At 69.9% G+C, this 19,414-nt stretch carries 17 protein-coding genes; 4 read left to right on the plus strand and 13 right to left on the minus strand.

What is annotated here, in order from left to right; genetic code table 11:
• The first annotated feature begins 79 nt into the window (after positions 1-79).
• Complete coding sequence (locus OG588_RS01500; protein WP_405945675.1) at positions 80-745, plus strand: TetR/AcrR family transcriptional regulator; 666 nt, start codon at positions 80-82, stop codon at positions 743-745.
• Between the two features lie 118 nt (positions 746-863).
• On the opposite strand, the gene OG588_RS01505 is transcribed toward OG588_RS01500, so the two are convergent.
• Positions 864-2,321: an MFS transporter gene (locus tag OG588_RS01505; RefSeq protein ID WP_405945676.1), complete on the minus strand. Its 1,458-nt coding sequence runs from the start codon at positions 2,319-2,321 to the stop codon at positions 864-866.
• Between the two features lie 177 nt (positions 2,322-2,498).
• Between OG588_RS01505 and OG588_RS01510 the strand changes: the two genes are divergently transcribed.
• The gene (locus tag OG588_RS01510) at positions 2,499-2,954 is read left to right on the plus strand and encodes a MarR family transcriptional regulator (RefSeq protein WP_366095294.1); all 456 of its coding nucleotides are present in this window, start codon (positions 2,499-2,501) and stop codon (positions 2,952-2,954) included.
• Between the two features lie 59 nt (positions 2,955-3,013).
• Here the strand turns inward: OG588_RS01510 and OG588_RS01515 are convergent, their stop codons facing one another.
• The 11 genes from OG588_RS01515 to glnT all read right to left on the minus strand — a co-directional run bounded on the left by OG588_RS01515 (position 3,014) and on the right by glnT (position 16,149).
• On the minus strand, positions 3,014-3,931 hold the full coding sequence (locus OG588_RS01515) for a hypothetical protein (RefSeq protein WP_405945677.1): 918 nt from the start codon (positions 3,929-3,931) through the stop codon (positions 3,014-3,016).
• Positions 3,932-4,127: 196 nt separating this feature from the next.
• On the minus strand, positions 4,128-5,606 hold the full coding sequence (locus OG588_RS01520; protein WP_405945678.1) for an alpha-amylase family glycosyl hydrolase: 1,479 nt from the start codon (positions 5,604-5,606) through the stop codon (positions 4,128-4,130).
• Positions 5,603-8,323 (minus strand): MGH1-like glycoside hydrolase domain-containing protein, encoded by a 2,721-nt coding sequence (locus OG588_RS01525; protein ID WP_405945679.1) that lies wholly within the window; start codon positions 8,321-8,323, stop codon positions 5,603-5,605. The genes OG588_RS01520 and OG588_RS01525 overlap by 4 nt, the downstream gene beginning before the upstream one ends.
• Entirely contained in the window at positions 8,307-9,062 is a 756-nt protein-coding gene (locus tag OG588_RS01530) for an MFS transporter (RefSeq protein WP_405945680.1), read from the minus strand. The genes OG588_RS01525 and OG588_RS01530 overlap by 17 nt, the downstream gene beginning before the upstream one ends.
• Before the next feature lie 517 nt (positions 9,063-9,579).
• Positions 9,580-9,882, minus strand: coding sequence for a hypothetical protein (locus tag OG588_RS01535; protein WP_405945681.1), 303 nt, complete (start codon positions 9,880-9,882; stop codon positions 9,580-9,582).
• Positions 9,883-9,992: 110 nt separating this feature from the next.
• Positions 9,993-10,643, minus strand: coding sequence for a helix-turn-helix domain-containing protein (locus OG588_RS01540; RefSeq protein ID WP_405945682.1), 651 nt, complete (start codon positions 10,641-10,643; stop codon positions 9,993-9,995).
• A gap of 53 nt (positions 10,644-10,696) precedes the next feature.
• A complete protein-coding gene (locus tag OG588_RS01545; RefSeq protein WP_405945683.1) occupies positions 10,697-11,788 on the minus strand; it encodes an FAD-dependent oxidoreductase in 1,092 nt (363 codons plus the stop codon).
• Positions 11,785-13,104 (minus strand): FMN-binding glutamate synthase family protein, encoded by a 1,320-nt coding sequence (locus OG588_RS01550; protein WP_405945684.1) that lies wholly within the window; start codon positions 13,102-13,104, stop codon positions 11,785-11,787. The genes OG588_RS01545 and OG588_RS01550 overlap by 4 nt, the downstream gene beginning before the upstream one ends.
• Positions 13,105-13,162: 58 nt before the next feature.
• Positions 13,163-13,855, minus strand: a complete 693-nt coding sequence (locus OG588_RS01555) for a glutamate synthase (RefSeq protein ID WP_366095285.1) — start codon at positions 13,853-13,855, stop codon at positions 13,163-13,165.
• Positions 13,843-14,718: a glutamine amidotransferase gene (locus OG588_RS01560; RefSeq protein ID WP_405945685.1), complete on the minus strand. Its 876-nt coding sequence runs from the start codon at positions 14,716-14,718 to the stop codon at positions 13,843-13,845. The genes OG588_RS01555 and OG588_RS01560 overlap by 13 nt, the downstream gene beginning before the upstream one ends.
• Before the next feature lie 54 nt (positions 14,719-14,772).
• The gene (glnT, locus tag OG588_RS01565; protein ID WP_405945686.1) at positions 14,773-16,149 is read right to left on the minus strand and encodes a type III glutamate--ammonia ligase; all 1,377 of its coding nucleotides are present in this window, start codon (positions 16,147-16,149) and stop codon (positions 14,773-14,775) included.
• Between the two features lie 275 nt (positions 16,150-16,424).
• On the opposite strand from glnT, the gene OG588_RS01570 reads away from it, so the two are divergent.
• Both OG588_RS01570 and OG588_RS01575 read left to right on the plus strand, forming a co-directional pair.
• Positions 16,425-17,183, plus strand: coding sequence for an SDR family NAD(P)-dependent oxidoreductase (locus tag OG588_RS01570; protein WP_366095282.1), 759 nt, complete (start codon positions 16,425-16,427; stop codon positions 17,181-17,183).
• A 182-nt stretch (positions 17,184-17,365) separates the two neighbouring features.
• Positions 17,366-18,730, plus strand: coding sequence for an FAD-dependent oxidoreductase (locus OG588_RS01575; protein WP_398844636.1), 1,365 nt, complete (start codon positions 17,366-17,368; stop codon positions 18,728-18,730).
• Between the two features lie 65 nt (positions 18,731-18,795).
• On the opposite strand, the gene OG588_RS01580 is transcribed toward OG588_RS01575, so the two are convergent.
• On the minus strand, positions 18,796-19,353 hold the full coding sequence (locus OG588_RS01580; RefSeq protein ID WP_366095280.1) for a dihydrofolate reductase family protein: 558 nt from the start codon (positions 19,351-19,353) through the stop codon (positions 18,796-18,798).
• Positions 19,354-19,414 lie beyond the last annotated feature (61 nt).

Consider the following 19,414-nt stretch of genomic DNA (forward strand, 5'->3'; position numbering starts at 1 on the left):
ATGGGGAGCACTCCCCACTTGACGGATCGACGATAGCATCACGACCGGGGAGCACTCCCCACTAGTGCGGAGGACGAGGATGACGGGCCCGAACGACACGACGGCACCTGCTCGACGCCGCGATGCGCGGCGCAACCGGGAGCTGCTGATCGAGGCAGCCCACGCCCTCTTCACCGAGCAGGGGCTGCACGCGCCGATCGACGTGATCGCCCGCCGGGCCGGTATCGGCAACGCCACCCTGTACCGGCACTTCCCCACCCGCGCAGCCCTCGTGGACGCGGTCTTCCGCGACCTGCTCACCGACACGATGAGCGTGGGCGAGCAGGCGCGCACCGTCGAGGACGCCTGGGCGGGCCTGACCGGTTATCTGGGGACCGTCTTCGCGGGCCTGGCCGCCGATCGCGGCACCAACGACCTCATGACCACCCACCTCGACGGCGTCGACTCGCTCCAGGCCGTGCACGCCCACAACCGGCACACCGTGGAACTGCTGCTGAGCAGGGGCCGCGACCAGGGCACGATCCGCGCGGACGTCACCCCGGAGGACGTCCTGTTCACCCTCGCCGCGCTGGGCCGAACCGTCCCCGCCCTCACCGCGGCCGCCGGCCCCGACGCCTGGCGCCGCCCGCTGGCGCTCCTCCTGGACGGACTGCGCGCCGCACCCGCCACCACCGCGCTCCCCTCCCCCGCCCTCACCGCGCCACAGCTCAACACCGCACTGCAGGGCCTTGGTTCACAGAACTGAGCTGTCCACGGCATGACCGGGCATCGGCGTCCGGAAAGCCCGCTGCCCGGCGCCGAAGAGCGATCCCCCACTCCTGCGACGCCGGGCAGCACTCCCCCGTACGTTCATCTCGCCCAGGTCAGGACTCGACCCCGGCATCCTCCAACTCGCTGGCCTCCTCGACCTTCTCCTCGGTCGGCGTGGCTGCCCGTACCGCCGGGATCGCCGCCGCGACCAGAGCCGCCAGCAGGGCGACGCCGCCGCCGATGATGAGACCCGTGCGGAAGCCGCCCTCGGAGGTGAAGGTGTAGCCGCCGGCCGTGTTGGTCATCTGGGCGAGGACCACGCCGATCACCGCGGCGCCGATCGAGGTGCCGAGGGAGCGCATCAGAGTGTTGAAGCCGTTGGCGGCGGCGGTCTCGGAGAGGGGGACCGAGCTCATGATGAGGGCGGGCATCGCGCCGTAGGCGAGGCCGACGCCGCTGTTGATGACGATGCAGACGACCATGAGGCCCCAGGCGGAGCTCATCAGGCCCATCGACAGGGCGTAGCCGGCGGTGATGACGAGGACGCCGCTGATCAGGGTGAACTTGGGGCCGCGGGCGTTGGTGAGCTTTCCGCCGAGCGGGGAGACGATCATCATCATGATGCCGCCGGGGGCCATCCACAGGCCGGAGGCGAGCATCGACTGGCCCAGGCCGTAGCCGGTGGCCTCGGGGAACTGCAGCAGCTGTGGGACGACCAGCATGCTGGAGTACATGCCGACGCCGACGAAGACCGAGGCGATGTTGGTGATCAGGACCCGGGGGCGGGCCGTCGTACGGAGGTCGATCAGCGGGTCGCCGGTGCGCAGTAACCACACACCCCAGGACAGGAAGGCCACGATCGCGACGGCGAACAGGCCCAGCACGGTGGCCGAACCCCAGCCCCAGTCGGCGCCCTTGGAGATGCCGAGCAGCAGGCAGACCAGGCCGACGGCGAGGCCGAGGGCGCCGGGAGCGTCGAAGCGCTGGCCCTTGGCGGCGGCCGGTACGTCCGGGATCAGGAACCAGATCAGCGCGGCGACGACCACGGCGAGGGCGGCCGAACCCCAGAACAGCGCACGCCAGTTGGCGTACTGGGCGATCGCCGCGGCGATCGGCAGGCCGAGGCCGCCGCCGATGCCCATCGAGGCGCTGACCAGGGCGATGGAGGGGCTGAGCCGCTCCTGCGGTACGACGTCCCGCAGCAGGGCGATGCCCAGCGGGACCATGCCCATGCCCATGCCCTGCAGACCGCGTCCGACGATCATCGGGACCACGGACGAGGAGAGCGCGCAGACCACCGAGCCCACGATCAGCGGGACGGAGCAGGCGAGCAGCATACGGCGCTTGCCCAGCAGGTCACCGAGGCGGCCGACGACCGGCACACAGACCGCGGCCACCAGCAGCGTGGCCGTGATCACCCACGCAGCGTTCGAGGACGAGGTGTGCAGCATCTCCGGCAGATCGGCGATGAGCGGGGTGACCAGCGTCTGCATGATCGCGGCCGTGGTGCCGGCGAAGGCCAGCGTGGCGACCACGCCTCCTGCGCGGGCTGAGGGCTGGGGGGCGTCCATGACGGGACTCCTCGGCATGTCTGTTCAGTCGGGATGTGAAGGAGTGTGCATCGTACACATCATATGTATCAGCCATGTGATGGGGATGGTGCATACCGTCGTGCGAGGATGGGCCGGGCCGCACCGGAGCGCACGACACGGCGGCGGCATCGGCTGGAAGCAGGAGGCAGCGAACCGATGGACAGGCGCACGCGCGAGGTCGAGTACGAGCAGATGCTCCTCAGCCGGCACGGACTGCTCGCGCAGAAGGGCGGGCGCCGCAAGGACGGCGTGCTGGAGCGCAGCGCCTACATCCTGCTGAGCCGGATCCGCGTCCAAGGACCCATGTCCATCGGCGAGTTGAGCGACGCCTTCGGTCTCGACACGTCCACCCTCAACCGGCAGACGGCGGCGGCCATGCGCTCCGGGCTCGTGGACCGCATCCCCGATCCGAAGGGCGGCATGGCCCGCAAGTTCCGCATCACGGACCTGGGCGCGCGGATGCTCGACGAGGAACGCGAGGGTTTGGTCCGGTCCCTGGACCAGATCATGGACGACTGGTCGGACGAGGACATCGACGCCTTCGCGGCTTTCCTACGACGCTTCAACACCGACATCGAACGGCTCGGCGGGCGTCCCTGGCCACGGCCATGAGCCCCGCCCCGTGACAACTCACGGGGCGGGGCGGTCAGTTCACGCCGGGCGTGGCTGTGTCAGGAGGAGCGGCGAGAGCGGCTCGCCATGTACACCGTGCCGCCACCGAGGGCGATCACCAGGGCCGCACCGCCCGCTATGAGGCCGACCGGCGCGTTGGAACCGGTCTCCGCCAGCGGCGTGTTGCCACCGTTGGGCGTCGCCTTCGGGGAGGGCGAGGGCGACGACTTCAGCGGCGGGACGTGCGCGGAAGTGGGCGGCGTCGTCGACGGCTTGGGGCTGGCCGGCGGGGTCGACTCCTCGGCGGGAGGCGTGCTGTCGGCCGGGGTCCCCGGCGTCTCGGGCGGCGCCGAGGCCGGCTGGGTCGGCGTCGGGGTGGGCGACTCCGGCGTGCTCGGGGTGCACTCCTTGTCACCGCCGTTCCAGGCCGCGATGAGGTGGTACGGGGTCATGATGTTGTCGGGCTGGTACGGAAGCGGGCCGTGGCCCTCGCCCGTACCGCCGTCGTAGGTGACGTCGTCGCCGTACAGGTCGATCTGGCCGTAGCAGTCGGGCGACTTGACCTTCAGCTGCTGCCAGGTGTCCTGCGAGCCCGCGACATCCTTGGCGGTGAGGTAGACCGTGGTCTTGTCGACCATGGTCTGGTGGCCGGAGTTGTACCAGGTGGGGCCTTCGGCGGTGTACTCGGCGAGCGAGACGGGGTACTTGCAGCTGTCCCCGACGCTCTGGTCGGGAGCCAGCCGGACCTCGACGGTGCCGGGGATGGTGTCCCACTGGAGGAACCCGCCCTGCGAGGTCCAGTCGGCGCCGACAACGTTTCCATCGGCGCCGACGATGCGGTACTGCACGGTGGCGGACTGGCACGCGTCGGCGTCGGTGGCGCTCGCCGGGCCGGCCGCGAGCACGGGCGCGGCGGCGGCGATGAACGCGGTGGCTGCGAGGGCGGACAGGGATCGGAGGTGGTGCGAACGTGACAAAGTGAGCCTCGACGATGGTAAAAGGTGTGGGAGGTGGCAGAACGAGCGGCGGGCGCACGAAGGAAAACGATCGAGGGCGTGCGCGACCGGACCGCTCGCAGATGCTCCGCTCAGCCAAGGCACAGCGAAGCAAGCTGAATTCTTGTCACCTTTCACAACTCCCGTCAATCCTTCACCACTTGACCACAGGTCAAGATCAGGGCATCACCGCGAGTAGATGCCGGCGCAGCCCCTCCAACTCGACGTACAGGCCGACGTCGACCAGCTCGTCACCGTCCCGATCGTAGGTCAACTCGTTGAGCAGTTCGGTGAGTTGGTGGGAGCCGCCGCGCAGGTCGGTCCACGGAAGGCGTACGCGGCCCTGGGCGGGTTGCTCGGAGAGGTTGACGACGACGAGATGGCGGCTGGAATCCGTTGTCCAGGACCAGGCGACCAGGTTCTCGTGGGTGAGGTTGTCCGGCCAGCCGGTGCAGTCGAGCAGCTGCCACTCCCCTCCCGTGCGCATGCCGGAGGAGGCGACCGCCGCGAGCAACTGGTGGTGGAACGCGAGGAGTTCCTTGTCGACGGGCTCCTCCGGCCGACGGGAGAGGAAGACCGGTGGCCGCACCTTCCGTCCCTCGAACTGTCCCTCGTGCCAGAGCGTCGCGCCGGGCAGGGTCGCGATGGTGACGGCCGCCGCCCGTTCCCGCTCGGGCGACAGGGTGGCGGCGGCCCGGGGTTCGTCGTGGTTCTCCAGGAAGCGCACCAAGCCGCGCTGGTAGCGGACGTCGGCCTGAAGATGGCCGTGCACCGAGTCGGCGCCCTCGTGCAGCAGGCGGTCGTAGAGGCGTTTGTCGTAGCAGTGGTCGAACCCCTGTTGTTGCAGGGCCCATTCGAGGTCCCAGTAGGCCTCGGCGACGAACAGGAAGTCGGGGTGGCGCTCGCGGACCTTGGGGATCGTGTACGGCCAGAAGTCCTCGGCCGGTGCCGTGCCCGCCCGTTCGCCCCAGGTCTTCGCGAACACGTCGGTCATCAGCAGCATGGCCATGTCGCAGCGCACGCCGTCCGCCTGGTCGGCGATCGAGGCGAGGGTGTCGACGGCCGCCGTGCGCAACTCGTCGCTGAAGGCGTTGAGTTGGACGACGTCCGGCCAGGGCGCGAAGTAGGGGTCGCGGCCTCGGGCGAAGACCTTGCCGCCGGTCTCCAGGAAGGCGGCGGGGTCGCGGGCCAGGTCGTCGGGGGTGCCCTGGACCAGGCAGCCGGGGCGTTCGGTCAGCCAGGGGTGGTCGGGGGCGATGTGGTTGGGGACGTAGTCGAGGATCAACCGGACGCCACGGGCGGCGAGTTGGGCGCGAGCAGCGGCCAGTCCCTCGGGACCGCCGAGGGTTGCGTCCACCACGTAGTTCCGAACGCAGTACGGCGAGCCGGCCACGTCCTCCGGGCGGAGGTCGGGCAGCGCGGCCCGGAACGACTCCTGGAGCGAGGCGTCGCGCAGCGCGATCTCCAGCCCGGCGGGACTGCGTTCCCACACACCCATCAGCCAGATCGCGTCGACGCCAGGGAGCGCGACCTCGTCCCAGGCGGCCTCAGGTATCTCGCCGAGGGTCACGGGGTGGCCGTAGCGGCGGCTCAACTCCCCCAGCCAGATAAGGGTGTTGATCTCGTAGATCACCGGATGCTCGGGCCAGGCGGTCATGACAGCGGCTCCTCTCGGTCACCGGTCGGGCGCAGGCTCTCGCGGCCCCGGGCCGACCACTCGCCGTCGCCCAGGGTGTGGAAGAGGGTGGCGGTGACCGCGGACAGGCCGGTCCAGCCGGTCTGGTGGGAGGCGCCGAGGCCGGCTCCGTTGTCGCCGTGGAAGTACTCGTAGAAGAGGATCAGGTCCTTCCAGTGCGGGTCCTTGGCGAACTTGGCCTGGGCGCCGTGCACCGGCCGGTGTCCGTCGGCGTCGCTGAGGAAGGTGGCGGTGAGCCGGTCGGAGATCTCGCCGGCGACCTCGTAGAGGGTGAGTTGGCGGCCCGATCCGGTGGGGCACTCGACGGTGAACTCCGGGCCGTGGAAGGCGTGCAGGTTGAGCAGGGCGCGGATCAGCAGCAGGTTGACCGGGAACCACACGGGGCCGCGCCAGTTGGAGTTGCCGCCGAACATGCCGGAGTCGGACTCGGCGGGCAGATAGCCGACGCCGTACGACTCCCCGTGCACCTCGAAGGTGTAGGGGTGCTCGGCGTGGTGGCGGGAGAGGGAGCGGATGCCGTGCGGGCCGAGGAACTCGCCCTCGTCGAGCATCCGGGAGAGGATGCGGCGGAGTCGGTCCTCGCCGAACAGGGCGAAGAGGTAGCGGCCGTCGGCGTTCGGGCCCAGTGCCTCGTGCGAGGAGATGGTGGCCTCGACGGCTGGATGGCGTTCGATGAACTCCCGTGCTCCGGCGACCAGTTCGGGGAAGCGCTGGTCCGCCCAGCCGCCGACCAGGCTGGTGGCCGCGAGCGGGATCAGTCCGACGAGCGAGCGGACCTTGAGCCGGGTCGCCGTGCCGTCGGGCAGCCGCAGCACGTCGTAGAAGAAGCCGTCCTCCTCGTCCCACAGGCTCGCGTTGTCGGCGCCGATGCGGTTCATGGCGACGGCGATCCACGCGAAGTGCTCGAACAGGGACTGCGCCTGTTCGACGTAGACGGGGTTGTCGACGGCCAACTCTATGGCGATCTCAAGGAGGTTCTGGCAGTACAGCGCCATCCACGCGGTGCCGTCGGCCTGGTCGAGGTGGCCGCCGGTGGGGAGCGGGGCGCTGCGGTCGAAGACGCCGATGTTGTCGAGGCCGAGGAAGCCGCCCTGGAAGACGTTGTTGCCGTCGGTGTCCTTGCGGTTGAGCCACCAGCTGAAGTTCTTCATCAGCTTCTGGAAGGCGTTCTCCAGGAAGGCGCGGTCACCCTTGCCGGTGCGGTGTTTCTCCAACTCGTAGAGGAACAGGGTGGCCCAGGCGTGCACGGGCGGGTTGACGTCGCCGAAGTTCCATTCGTACGCCGGGATCTGGCCGTTGGGGTGGAGGTAGAGGCGGCGCAGCAGCAGGTCCAACTGGCTCTTGGCGAAGGTGAGATCGACCATCGAGAGGGCGACGGTGTGGAAGGCGAGGTCCCAGGCCGCGAACCACGGGTACTCCCAGGTGTCCGGCATCGACATGATCTCGTCGTTGACCATGTGGTACCAGTTGCTGTTCCGCACCCGGGGGTCGGAGGCGAGCGGGTCGACGCCGTGCTCGGTCAGCCAGCGCTCGACGTCGAGGTAGTAGTACTGCTTGCTCCACAGCATCCCGGCCAACGCCTGCCGTACCAGCCGTCGTTCGTCGGCCGGGGTGTCGGCGGCGGTGATGCCGTCGTAGAACTCGTCGGCCTCCGCACGCCGTTGGGTCATGACGGTGTCGAAGTCGCCGGTCCAGTCGGGTAGTTCGGTGGCGGTGAGGCGTAGGCGGACGGTGGCGCTCTGGCCGCCGGGGATGGTGAGTACGTGGTGGACGGCGGCCTTGGTGCCGGTCCGGTCGGGGTTGACGGCTCCGGTCTCGCCTCCGACCACGTAGCGGTCGATGCCGTCCTTGACGTACGGGGAGGAGTTCGAACTGCCGAAGATCTTCTCGTTGTTGGTGTCGTTCTCGGTGAACAGGGCCTGCGCGTCCGCGTCGCAGTACAGCCGGCGCGGGCCCAGCTCCTCGTGGTCGGCGCGGAGTTGGCCGCCGGACTCCTGGTGGATGGACGGTACGGCGGTGTCGCCGGCCCAGGACCAGGTGTGCCGGAACCACAGGGTCGGCAGCAGGTGCAGGGGGGCCTCGTCGGGGCCGCGGTTGTGCGCGGTGATCTCGATCAGCAGGTCGTCGGGGCCCGCCTTGGCGTACTCGACGAACACGTCGAAGTAGCGGTCCTCGTCGAAGATGCCGGTGTCGAGGAGCTCGTACTCGAAGTCACCGCGCCCACGGGCCTGGTTGGTGGCCTTGAGGTCCTCGTACGGGAACTCCGACTGCGGGTATTTGTAGAGGTACTTCATGTACGAGTGGGTGGGCGTGCTGTCGAGGTAGAAGTAGTACTCCTTGACGTCCTCGCCGTGGTTTCCCTCGGCGTTGGTGAGGCCGAACATCCGCTCCTTGAGGATCGGGTCGCGGCCGTTCCACAGCGCGAGCGCGAAGCACAGCCGCTGTTTGTCGTCGCTGACGCCCGCGATGCCGTCCTCGCCCCAGCGGTAGGCGCGCGAACGCGCCTGGTCGTGCGTGAAGTACGACCAGGCGTCACCGCCCTGGCTGTAGTCCTCCCGTACGGTCCCCCACTGGCGCTCGCTCAGATAAGGACCCCAACGGCGCCAGGGCACCCCGGAATCGTCGGCCTCGGCCAGCCGTCGCCGTTCGGCGTCCGGTGTTTCAGCGCTCGTCCCCATCGCCCGTCCTCCCCTTGGCCCGACCCATTCCCCCAGACTCCGGTGTCCCGGACCCGACGGCAACACGAACAGCCGGGCGGAGAGCGCCGGTACCGGTCACGAACACCGCGACGGCGAGCAGCAGAGCCGCGGTCGCCGCGACCGGTGCCACCAGGAAGGCTCCGGTGCTGCCGTGGCGGTCGGCGAGGTACCCGGCCACCACCTGCCCGGTAGCGGTGCCGAGTGGTCCGCCCGCGCAGAGGATCGTCAGGGCGACGGTCGCGCGATCGGCGGGTGCGAGTCGTTCGGTGAGGGCGTAGAGGCTGATCAGGTACGGGGCCACGGTCACACCGGCGATGGTCATGGCCGTAGGAACGGCGTGCAGTCTGTCCCCCACGACCAACGTGAGGGCGCCCAGCAGCAAGGTCGCCGCGAAGGTCACGTACCGGTGGCGGAGGGTGAAGCGGGCGGGAAGCCAGGCGCAGGCGGCGCCCGCCACGGCGCTGCCGATGCCGAAGAGGGCGTAGAGGAGTCCTGCGCTGCCGGGGTGGCCGCTGTCGTTGGCGTAGGTGGTGACGGCGGTCTGTGTGGCACCGAAGATCGTGCCCATCGCGGCCATGGCGAGGAACATGGCGACAAGTGGCAAGCGGGGCAAGGGAGTTCGTGCGGGGCGGGAGTTCTGGCGCTGCTCGGTTCCCTCGTGGGTGAGGGAGAGCGCGAACGGGAGGGTGGCCAGGACGAGGAGGGCGATGGCCGCCACGGTCGGCGCTGTCGGGCCTGAGGGCTGTCCCGTATGTCCGACGCCCCCATCGGGTGCGAAGTGAGACTGGGTTGGCTGGACGTTGCCGGAAGACGGCAGAGTTCAGCCGACTCTTGATGCCGGAACCTGCCGTTCGCGTCGAGCAACCAGGTGGCTACCGTTGTCAGGCAGTCTTCGACCAGCGAAGCCGGCTCCGTCGATCACGACGACCGTCTGAGGCGATTGCGGGGGACGATGGGTTACGTGGTTGCGACGCTGGCGGTCGTGGCGTCAATTCTGGCCATGGCCATGACCGTGCTTGTACGTCGGGAGCGACGGCGCGTACCGGTCAATCCCGAAGCGCATCGGATCGAAACGGCGGCTACCCGGGGTCTTCGCGACGCGCGCCGCCAGGCCCATGCTTCTCAGCATTTCGCCGATGGCAGCGGCGTCAGCGCTCTGCGGGACCGCGACTCTCGGTCATAGTGATCGGTCTATCGCTGCCGGCTTTCGGCACGCAGTGGCTTTGTCGGGTGTGTCAGCCGGCCAGAGCGAAGCTGATCTCTTCGACGGTCGCCTCGTACGAGAGGGCGGTGGGTAGGAGGTCGGGCCGGTCGCGGGTACGGAGCAGGCGCGACCAGTGGACCCGTACCAGCGGCCCGCCGAGCGCGTTGGCGCAGCCCTGGGCGGCTGCCGCGAGACCGGCGAAGGCGTAACTGCCGGAGGCGGCCTGGACGAGGACGAGGGTCGCGAGGGAGGAGGTCGCGTAGGGAAGGCGGGCCAGAAAGCCCAGGGGGAAGAATGCCGCGCCGGGAACACGCAGCAGGGATCGGTACGCCATGGGCGTCTCCAATGGGCACGACGGAGAGACGCGCCACCCAGCCACCGCGCGTTGACGATCCCGATTCTGTCGCGCAGCCTAGCGAGCGGACCGGCCCGTCACCAGAGTGCTCAGTCCCCTCCGTGGTCGCCGTAGGCGGTGACGGACAGGAAGCGGACAGGGAGTTCGACCAGTTCCTGGGGGCCGTGCGCGCCCTCGCCGTCGAGTTGGAGGGCGTCGCCGGGGCGCATGGTGTAGGCCGCCTCTCCGTGGCCGTAGAGCATGACGCCTTCGAGCATGAACAGCAGCTCGGTGCCGGGGTGTTGGAAGAGGGGGAAGACCTCGCTGGACTCGGTGAGGGTGACCAGGACGGCTTCCATGCGTTTGTGGGGGCCGCGCAGGGCGCCGAGGAGTTCGTAGAGGTGGCCGACCCGGCTGCCGCGGCGGATGATCTGGGCGCCGTGGCCGGCGGGGACGTAGACGGCCTCGCGTTCGGTGTCGACGCCTCGGAAGAGGGCGGTGACCGGGACGTTCAGGCCGGTGGCGAGGCGGCCGAGCGTGGTGAGGCTGCACGACGTGTGCGCGTTCTCGATCTTGGAGAGCATCGCTTTCGAGATGCCGACCCGGGCCGCCATCTCCGCCACCGACAGACCGGCCGCGATCCGGTAGCGGCGCACCTGGCGGGCGATCGCGGTCTCCAAGTCCACTGGCCCGTCGGCCTGTTCGGGGGTGATCTCCCGGTCGGGCAGCGCGGCTGTCCGGTCGTCGTGGTCGGTGCCCATGGCGGTCATTCTGCCTGATGGGCGGGTGTTTACCGGGAGTTGCTGGTCGCGGGTCAACGGCTCAGCGCGAATCGTGGGTGGGGCTCGGCGCGGCCCAGGGCGAGGTCGGCGGCCATCGCACCGATGAGGGGGGTGAACTTGGCGCCGTGGCCCGAGCACGGGGAGACGACGACGAAGGGGCCGGTGCGGTCGAGGACAAAGTCCTCGTCGGGGGTGGTGGTGTAGAGGCAACTGGCCTCCGCCACGGGCGTGGGGTCGAGGCCGGGCAGGGTGCGTTCCACCCATGCGGTGACCTTGTCGCGCGAGGCGGGGTCGATGGTGCCGGTGCGGGTGTCGGCGGTGGTGGGGGTGCCCTCGTCGTGCTGGGCGACCTTGAGGGCCGGGAGGGGGCCGCCGTCGCTGTCGGAGGGGAGGCCGTAGAGGTTCAGTTCGTCCTTGTGGACGAAGACGGGCCAGTTCGCCGACGGGTCGCGACGACGGAAGTGGAAGACCTGTTGCTGGGTCACCTGGAGCGGTGGCAGGGGCTTCACCATGCCCAGCGGGGCGGCGAGTTGGGGCAGCCAGGCGCCGGATGCGACGACGACCGTGTCCGCGACGAGGGTGGGGCCGTCCGTCCGCAGCTCCACCCGGCCGTCGGCGCGGATGTCCGCGCCGGTCACGCGGACGCCGGTGAGGACACGGGCGCCGAGTTCGGCGGCCCGGCGTACGGCTGCGGCCACCGTCGCGTCGGCGTCGACCGTGCCCGCGTCCGGGTGGTGGAGCACGGGGCCCTGGAAGCGGAACTGCGGCCAGCGGTCGGTCGCTTCGGCCGCGGTCAGCAGTTCGTGCGGTACGGCGGCTGCCGCCAGGAGGTCCGCGATGCCCGCCGGGTCGCGGCCCGCACCGAAGTCCAATCCCCCGGTGAGGCGCAGCAGTTGGGCGCCGGTGTCCTGCTCCAGCTCCTGCCAGAGTTCGCGGGCCTCGCCGGTGAGGCGGACGTAGAGGGGGTCGGCGTAGGCGCGGCGGTAGATGCGTGAACTGCCGTGGGAGCTGCCGGACTTGTGGCCGATCTCGTACGCCTCGACGAGCGTGACCTCGTGGCCCTGCCGGGCGAGTTGCCAGGCCGTGGCCGCGCCCATCAGGCCCGCGCCGATGACGGCGATCACCGTACGGCTCCGGGGATCCAGTCGGTGCCGGCGAGGGGGACGCGGGCCATGGCGGCGGACTCGATGGTGAGGGCCACCAGGTCCTCGGGTTCCAGGTGGTGGAGGTGGGCCTTGCCGCAGGCGCGGGCGAGGGTCTGGGCCTCCATGGTGAGGACGCGGAGGTAGTTGGCGAGTCGGCGTCCGCCTTCGACGGGGTCGAGGCGGGCGGCGAGTTCCTCGTCCTGGGTGGAGATGCCGGCCGGGTCGCGGCCGTCCTGGAAGTCGTCGAAGTAGCCTGCGGCGGAGCCGAGTTCGCGGTACTCGGCGTCGTGCCGGGGGTGATTGTCGCCGAGGGCGATCAGGGCGGCGGTGCCGATGGCGACCGCGTCCGCGCCGAGTGCGATGGCCTTGGCGACGTCGGCGCCGGTGCGGATGCCGCCGGAGACGATGAGTTGGACCTCGCGGTGCACGCCGAGTTCCCGAAGTGCCTGTACCGCCTGGGGAATCGCGGCGAGGGTGGGGATGCCGACGTGCTCGATGAACACGTCCTGGGTCGCGGCGGTACCGCCCTGCATGCCGTCGACGACCACGACGTCGGCGCCCGCGTGCACGGCGAGCTTCACGTCGTAATAGGTGCGCGTGGCGCCGACCTTGACGTAGATCGGCTTCTCCCAGTCGGTGATCTCGCGGAGTTCGCCGATCTTGATGGTGAGGTCGTCGGGGCCGGTCCAGTCGGGGTGACGGCAGGCGCTGCGCTGGTCCACGCCGACCGGCAGGGTGCGCATACCGGCGACGCGGTCGGTGATCTTCTGGCCGAGCAGCATGCCTCCGCCGCCGGGCTTGGCGCCCTGGCCGAGGACCACTTCGATGGCGTCGGCCTTGCGGAGGTCGTCGGGGTTCATGCCGTAGCGGGACGGCAGGTACTGGTAGACAAGGTGCTTTGACTGGCCGCGTTCCTCCGGGGTCATACCGCCGTCGCCGGTGGTGGTGGAGGTACCGGCCGCGCTCGCCCCGCGCCCGAGCGCTTCCTTGGCGTTCGCGGAGAGGGCGCCGAAGCTCATGCCGGCGATGGTCACCGGGATGTCCAGGTGCAGCGGGTACTTGGCGTTGCGGGTGCCGAGGACGACGTCGGTGTCGCAGCGCTCGCGGTAGCCCTCCAGGGGGTAGCGGGACATGCTGGCGCCGAGGAAGAGGAGGTCGTCGAAGTGCGGGAGGGGGCGTTTGGCGCCCCAGCCCCGGATGTCGTAGACGCCGGTGGCCGCGGCCCGTTGGATGGCGTGGATGGTGGCGCGGTCGAAGGTGGCCGATTCGCGCAGGCCGTGCGATGCGAAGTCCATGCCCGTGTCCCTCTCTCCGGCCCTGCCCTTGTCCCTGTCCATGGCGGTGGCAACTCCCTCAGTACGCCGTCGAGTTGTCGACCTTGAAGTGGTACAGCTGTCGGGCCGAGCCGTAGCGGCGGAAGGCGGCCGGGTCCTCGTCGAACTCCGCCGCCTTCAGCAACTCGGCGAGTTCCGTGCGGTGTTCGTCCCGCATCTCCTTCTCCACGCAGTCCGCGCCGAGGGACTTGACCGTGCCCTTGACGTAGATCCGGGCCTCGTAGAGGGAGTCGCCGAGGGCGTCACCCGCGTCGCCGCAGACCACCAACCGTCCCGCCTGTCCCATGAACGCGCTCATGTGGCCGACGTTCCCGCCGACGACGATGTCCACGCCCTTCATCGAAATCCCGCACCGGGCCGCCGAGTTGCCCTCGATCACCAGGAGCCCGCCGTGTGCGGTGGCCCCGGCGGACTGGGAGGCGTCGCCGCGTACCCGGACCGTGCCGGACATCATGTTCTCGGCGACGCCCACTCCCGCGTTGCCGTGCACGGTGACCGTGGCGTGCTGGTTCATGCCGGCGCAGTAGTAGCCGACGTGGCCCGCTATGTCGACGGTCACCTCGTCCTTGAGGCCGCAGGCGACGCTGTGGGCGCCTCGGGGGTTCAACACCCGCCAGGACGCGGCCGGTCGGGGAGCGTGGAGCGCCTGGTTGAGATCGCGGACGGAAGAAGCCGCGAGGTCCACGACCTCCGCCTCGGTCAGCGCCGCCATACGTACACCTCTTCCGGCTCGGGTTCGAAGATGCGGGCGTGCTCGATGCCCGGCAGGACGTCCAGGGCGCGGTACTCGGAGGCCATCGCCACCCAGGCGTCCGTCTCGGCGACCAGCGCGGGCTTGCAGGCGATGGCGTCGCGGACCACCGCGAAGGAGTCGGCGGTGGAGACCAGCAACGTGTAGAAACCGTCGAAGCGCTCGCACAGCAGCCGCAGCGCCTTCTCCAGGTCGGTGCCCTGGGCGAGGTGGTGGGCGACGAAGCGGGCTCCGACCTCGGAGTCGTTCTCGCTGTCGAACTGCACCCCCTGGGCGCGGAGTTCGCGTCGGATGGTGGCGTGGTTGGCGAACGAGCCATTGTGGACCAGGCATTGACCGGGGCCGACGGAGAAAGGGTGCGCGCCCTCGGGGGTGACGGCCGACTCGGTAGCCATACGGGTGTGGCCGACACCTTGGTGGCCGGTCACTCCGGCGAGCCCGAACGACTTCGCCAACTGGACCGGATTTCCGGTGCCCTTGAGGACGGCGAACCCCTCCCCCGAGCCGATCACGGTGGCCTGTGGCAGCGCGGTCGCGATGGTGGCGAGCAACTCGGGGACCGGTGAGTCCGCGTGGACCACCGTCGTGGCGTCGGCCGTCACAACCACCGCGTCCGGCAACGCGGTTGCCGCCTCGCGCGGGGTGACCCCCAGCAGCGAGACGACGGCACGCCCCGGAGGCGACAGGCGCGGGTCGCCGTAGACCGCGACGCCCGCCGAGTCCGGGCCGCGTTCCACGACCTGGCCCAGCATCGCGGTGAGCAGTTCACCGAGCCGGGGTTCGAGGGAGGGCTCACGCAGATGGAGCCCGACGATTCCGCACATGCGGCTCTCTTCCGATGAGGGGGGGGACGGCGAGGAGCAGGGGGAACGGGTGGGTCAGAAAGCGGTGAGATAGCGGTCCAACTCCCAAGCGCCGACCGTGCCATGCCAGTCGAAGAACTCCTGGCGCTTGACCTCGCCGAAGTACTCGCTGACGCCCGGGCCCGCCGCGTCGAGGGCCCCGGCGATCACCGGGTCGGCCGCCAGCGCTTCTACGGCGTGCAGCAGGGTCGGCGGGAGTTCGGGGCGGGATGCCGTGGCCGCCGCGTCTCCCGGGGCACCGGGGTCGAGGGTGCGCTCGATGCCGTCGAGTCCGGCGGCCAGGGCCGCGGCCGCCGCGAGGTAGGGGTTGGCGGAGCCGTCGCCGCCGCGCAGTTCGACGCGGTTGCCGTCGGGGACGCGGATGAAGTGGGTGCGGTCGTTGCCGCCGTAACCGGCCTTGCGGGGTGACCAAGTCGCGCCCGAGCGGGTCGAGATCGCGCCGGTGCGCTTGTACGAGTTGACGGTGGGCGCGATGACGGCCTGCAGGGCGCGGGCGTGGTCGAGGATGCCGCCGACGAAGGAGTAGGCGAGCGGGGACAGGCCCAGGCCCCGGGTGTCGGAGGCGTCGGGGAACGCGGGTTCGTCGCCCCGCCACAGCGACAGGTGCATGTGCATCCCGGAGCCGGTGCGGTCGGTGAACGGCTTCGGCATGAACGTCGCCGTCATGCCCCGCTGTTCGGCCAGCACCGACACCAGGTACCGCATGGTGATGACCCGGTCGGCGGTGGTGAGGGCGTCGGCATGGGCGAAGTTCTGCTCGAACTGGCCGTTGCCGTCCTCGTGGTCGTTGGCGTAGTTGCCCCAGCCGAGGGAGTTCATCGCCTTGGACACGGCGGTGAGGTGGTCGTACATCCGGGTCAACCCGCGTGCGTCGTAACAGGGTTGGGCGGCGGTGTCGCGGCTGTCGGCGACGGTGAGCGTGCCGTGTTCGTCGCGGTTGACGAGGAAGTACTCGATCTCCGCGCCGACCGCGAGGGACAGTCCGAGTTCGGCGGCACGGGCCAGTACCGCGCGCAGGATGATGCGGGGCGCGTACGGCCAGGGCTTCCCCTCGACGTGCGGGTCGCAGTGCACGAGGGCAAGTCCCGGGCGCACGAAGGGCAGCGGGGTGTACGAGGTGACGTCCGGGAGCGCGATGACGTCCGGGTCACTGGGCTGCTGGCCGAGGGCTCCGGCCGCGTAGCCCGCGAATCCCACGCCGTCGGACTGGAGTTCCTCGACCGCCTCTACGGGGACGAGTTTGGCGCAGGGCTTGCCCGCGAGGTCGACGAAGACGGCCAGGACGAACTCGACGCCGTCGGCGCGGACTTGGGCGGCGAGGTCGGGTGCGGGGTCGGCCGAGGATGCCGGGTCGGTGGTCGTGGGCGGTGCGGCTGCGGTGTCCATCGCCATGGGAGGCTCCCAGCATCCGGGGTTTCCTGATGTGAATCTCGATTTCTCCCGAGGAAACCGCGCGGGCATTACCGAGCCGTTTCCCGCGCGGAAGCAGCCTGTTGCCAACTGCCGGGCGGGACCGCCCCTGACGTAGGACCGATCACCGGTGATGAATACCGATCTCCGGTGATGAATATGGCGTTCTCAATTATCGAGAGGTAGCCTCTCGCTTGATCGCCACAGCTCGTTCCGTCTCGTCAATGTCTCGTCAACGTCTCGCCGGGGAGGCCGTCATGGCAGGCACGATGCAGGGCAAAGTCGCCGTGATCAGCGGAGGTTCGACCGGCGTGGGACGCGCCGTCGGGGCACTGCTCGCGGAGAACGGGGCGCAGGTGGTGCTGCTCGCCCGGCGCGCGGACCGACTGGAGACGGCGGCGCGCGAGATGAAGGGATCGGTGCTGACGATCCCGACCGACGTGAGCAGCGGCGACAGTGTGCGCGCGGCATTCGCTCAGGTCGAGGAGCGGTTCGGGCGGGTGGACATCCTGGTGAACAGCGCCGGTGTCGCCCGCATCCGCGCCATCGAGGAGACCGCCGACGAGGACATCCACGCCTGCGTCGGCACCAACCTCCTGGGCCCGATCCACACGATCCGCTCGGCGGTGCCCCTGCTACGGGCGGCCGGAGGTGGTGACATTCTCAACATCTCCTCCGAGATCACACTGGACCACATGCCGCTGATGGCGATGTACGCGGCGAGCAAGCACGGCCTGAACGGCTTCACCGCCGCGATGCACAAGGAGCTGCGCGGCGACGGCATCCGCGTCGCGCTGGTGATCCTGGGCTCGATCTCGGACAGCGCCTTCATCGAGAACTTCCCCGGCGAGGACCGGCAGCGCGCGGCCCCGATCTGGGAGGCGGACGGCTATCTGACCAGGGTGGGCGCCATGAAACCGCTCCCTTCGGCCACCGTCGCCCGGGTCATGGTCCAGTTGCTCAGCACACCGCCCGAGGTGGTCCAGGACGTGGTCCACATCCGCCCGGCCGGCTGAGAACCCCGGTCCACCCCCAACCCCATACCCCGCCCACTCCCCCACCCGATCCACGTACCAGACGTGGACACCCCATAAGTCGGCCTTATGAGGTCATAGACGGGACCCGCATACCGACTTAGGCATGCCTTAGTTTAGGCTTCCCGTCGAGTCGCTTGTTTTCGCTCGAAGGGAACCTGATCATGCCGCGCCCCCTGCGGGTAGCCATCGTCGGAGCCGGCCCCGCCGGGATCTACGCCGCCGACGCCCTGCTCAAGTCCGAGGTGGCCGCCGAACCCGGCGTGTCCATCGACCTCTTCGAGCGGATGCCCGCGCCCTTCGGCCTGATCCGGTACGGCGTCGCCCCCGACCACCCGCGCATCAAGGGCATCATCAACGCCCTGCACCAGGTCCTGGACAAGCCGCAGATCCGTCTCTTCGGCAATGTCGACTACCCCACCGACATCAGCCTGGACGACCTGCGCAGCTTCTACGACGCGGTGGTCTTCTCCACCGGCGCCACGGCCGACCGCGAGATGTCCATACCGGGCATCGATCTCGACGGTTCCTACGGCGCCGCCGACTTCGTCTCCTGGTACGACGGCCACCCGGACGTGCCGCGCACCTGGCCGCTGGAGGCCGAGAAGGTCGCCGTTCTCGGTGTCGGAAACGTGGCTCTCGACGTGGCCCGCATCCTCGCCAAGACCGGCGACGAACTGCTCCCGACCGAGATCCCGCCGAACGTCCACGAGGGCCTCAAGGCGAACAAGGCCCTCGAAGTCCACGTCTTCGGGCGGCGCGGCCCGGCGCAGGCGAAGTTCTCCCCGATGGAGCTGCGGGAGCTGGACCACTCCCCGAACATCGAGGTCATCGTCGACCCCGAGGACATCGACTACGACGAGGGCTCGATCACCACGCGTCGTAGCAACAAGCAGGCCGACATGGTCGCCAAGACCCTGGAGAACTGGGCGATCCGCGATGTCGGCGACCGCCCGCACAAGCTGTTCCTGCACTTCTTCGAGTCCCCGTCCGAGATCCTCGGCGAGGACGGCAAGGTCGTCGGCCTGCGCACCGAGCGCACCGCGCTGGACGGCACCGGCAACGTCAAGGGCACCGGCGAGTTCAAGGACTGGGACACCACCGCGATCTACCGCGCGGTCGGCTACCTCTCCGACAAACTCCCCAAGCTGCCCTGGGACATCGACTCGGGCACCGTCCCGGACGAGGGCGGCCGGGTCATCCAGGAGACCGGCGAGCACCTCCAGTCGACCTACGTCACCGGCTGGATCCGGCGCGGCCCGGTCGGCCTGATCGGCCACACCAAGGGCGATGCCAACGAGACGGTCGCCAACCTGCTCGACGACCACGCCAACGGCCGTCTGCACACGCCCGCTTCGCCCGACCCGGAGGCCGTGGAGGCGTTCTTCGCCGAGCGCAACGTCCGCTTCACCACCTGGGACGGCTGGTACCAACTCGACGCCGCCGAGAAGGCGTTGGGCGAGCCGCAGGGCCGTGAGCGCGTGAAGATCGTCGAACGTGAGGACATGCTCCGGGCGAGCGGCGCGTAAGCCGCACTCCCGCGCAGCTGACACCGAGGGGCCCGGCGGCCGTACCGCCGGGCCCCTCGCGCGTGTCAGCGTGCCGCCCTGCCGTACCGCGTGAACACGGTGTGGGCCGTCTTCTCGATCTCCCGGCACTCCAGATGGAGGGGCGGACCGCCCGCCGGGAAGAGCCGTTCGCCGGTGCCGAGGACCGTGGGGAAGGTGATCAGCCGGTACTCGTCGACCAGGTCCTCCGCCATCAGCGTGCGGACGACGGGCAGGCTGCCGATGACGATCACATCCCGCTCCTCGCGCTTCACCGCGTCGACGAGGTCGCCGTCGAGGACGCTCGAATTCGTCCACGCCGACACATCGGTCAGGGTGCGGGACGCGACCAGCTTCGCCCCGGCGTTCATGCGCGCGGAGAACTCGTCGTCGCGGCCCGGCCACAGCCGCGAGAACGCCTCCCAGGTCCTGCGGCCGAGCAGCATGACCCCGCCGTCGATGGTGCTGCCCAGCCGGAACTTGTCGCCGTCGATCTCCTCACGGCCGTAGCGGAAGATCCAGCCGCCGTCCGGGGTGCCGTCGGACCCGTCGGGGTCGGAGACGATCCCGTCCAGGGTGGTGAACTGGATGACGATGACACTCATGATGGATGTCCTTTCGGTCGGTGCTCGCCGGTACGTACCGGTGGCGTCGGCCGAACTCATC

The sequence above is a fragment of the Streptomyces prunicolor genome (assembly GCF_045162825.1).
Classification (GTDB): domain Bacteria; phylum Actinomycetota; class Actinomycetes; order Streptomycetales; family Streptomycetaceae; genus Streptomyces; species Streptomyces prunicolor.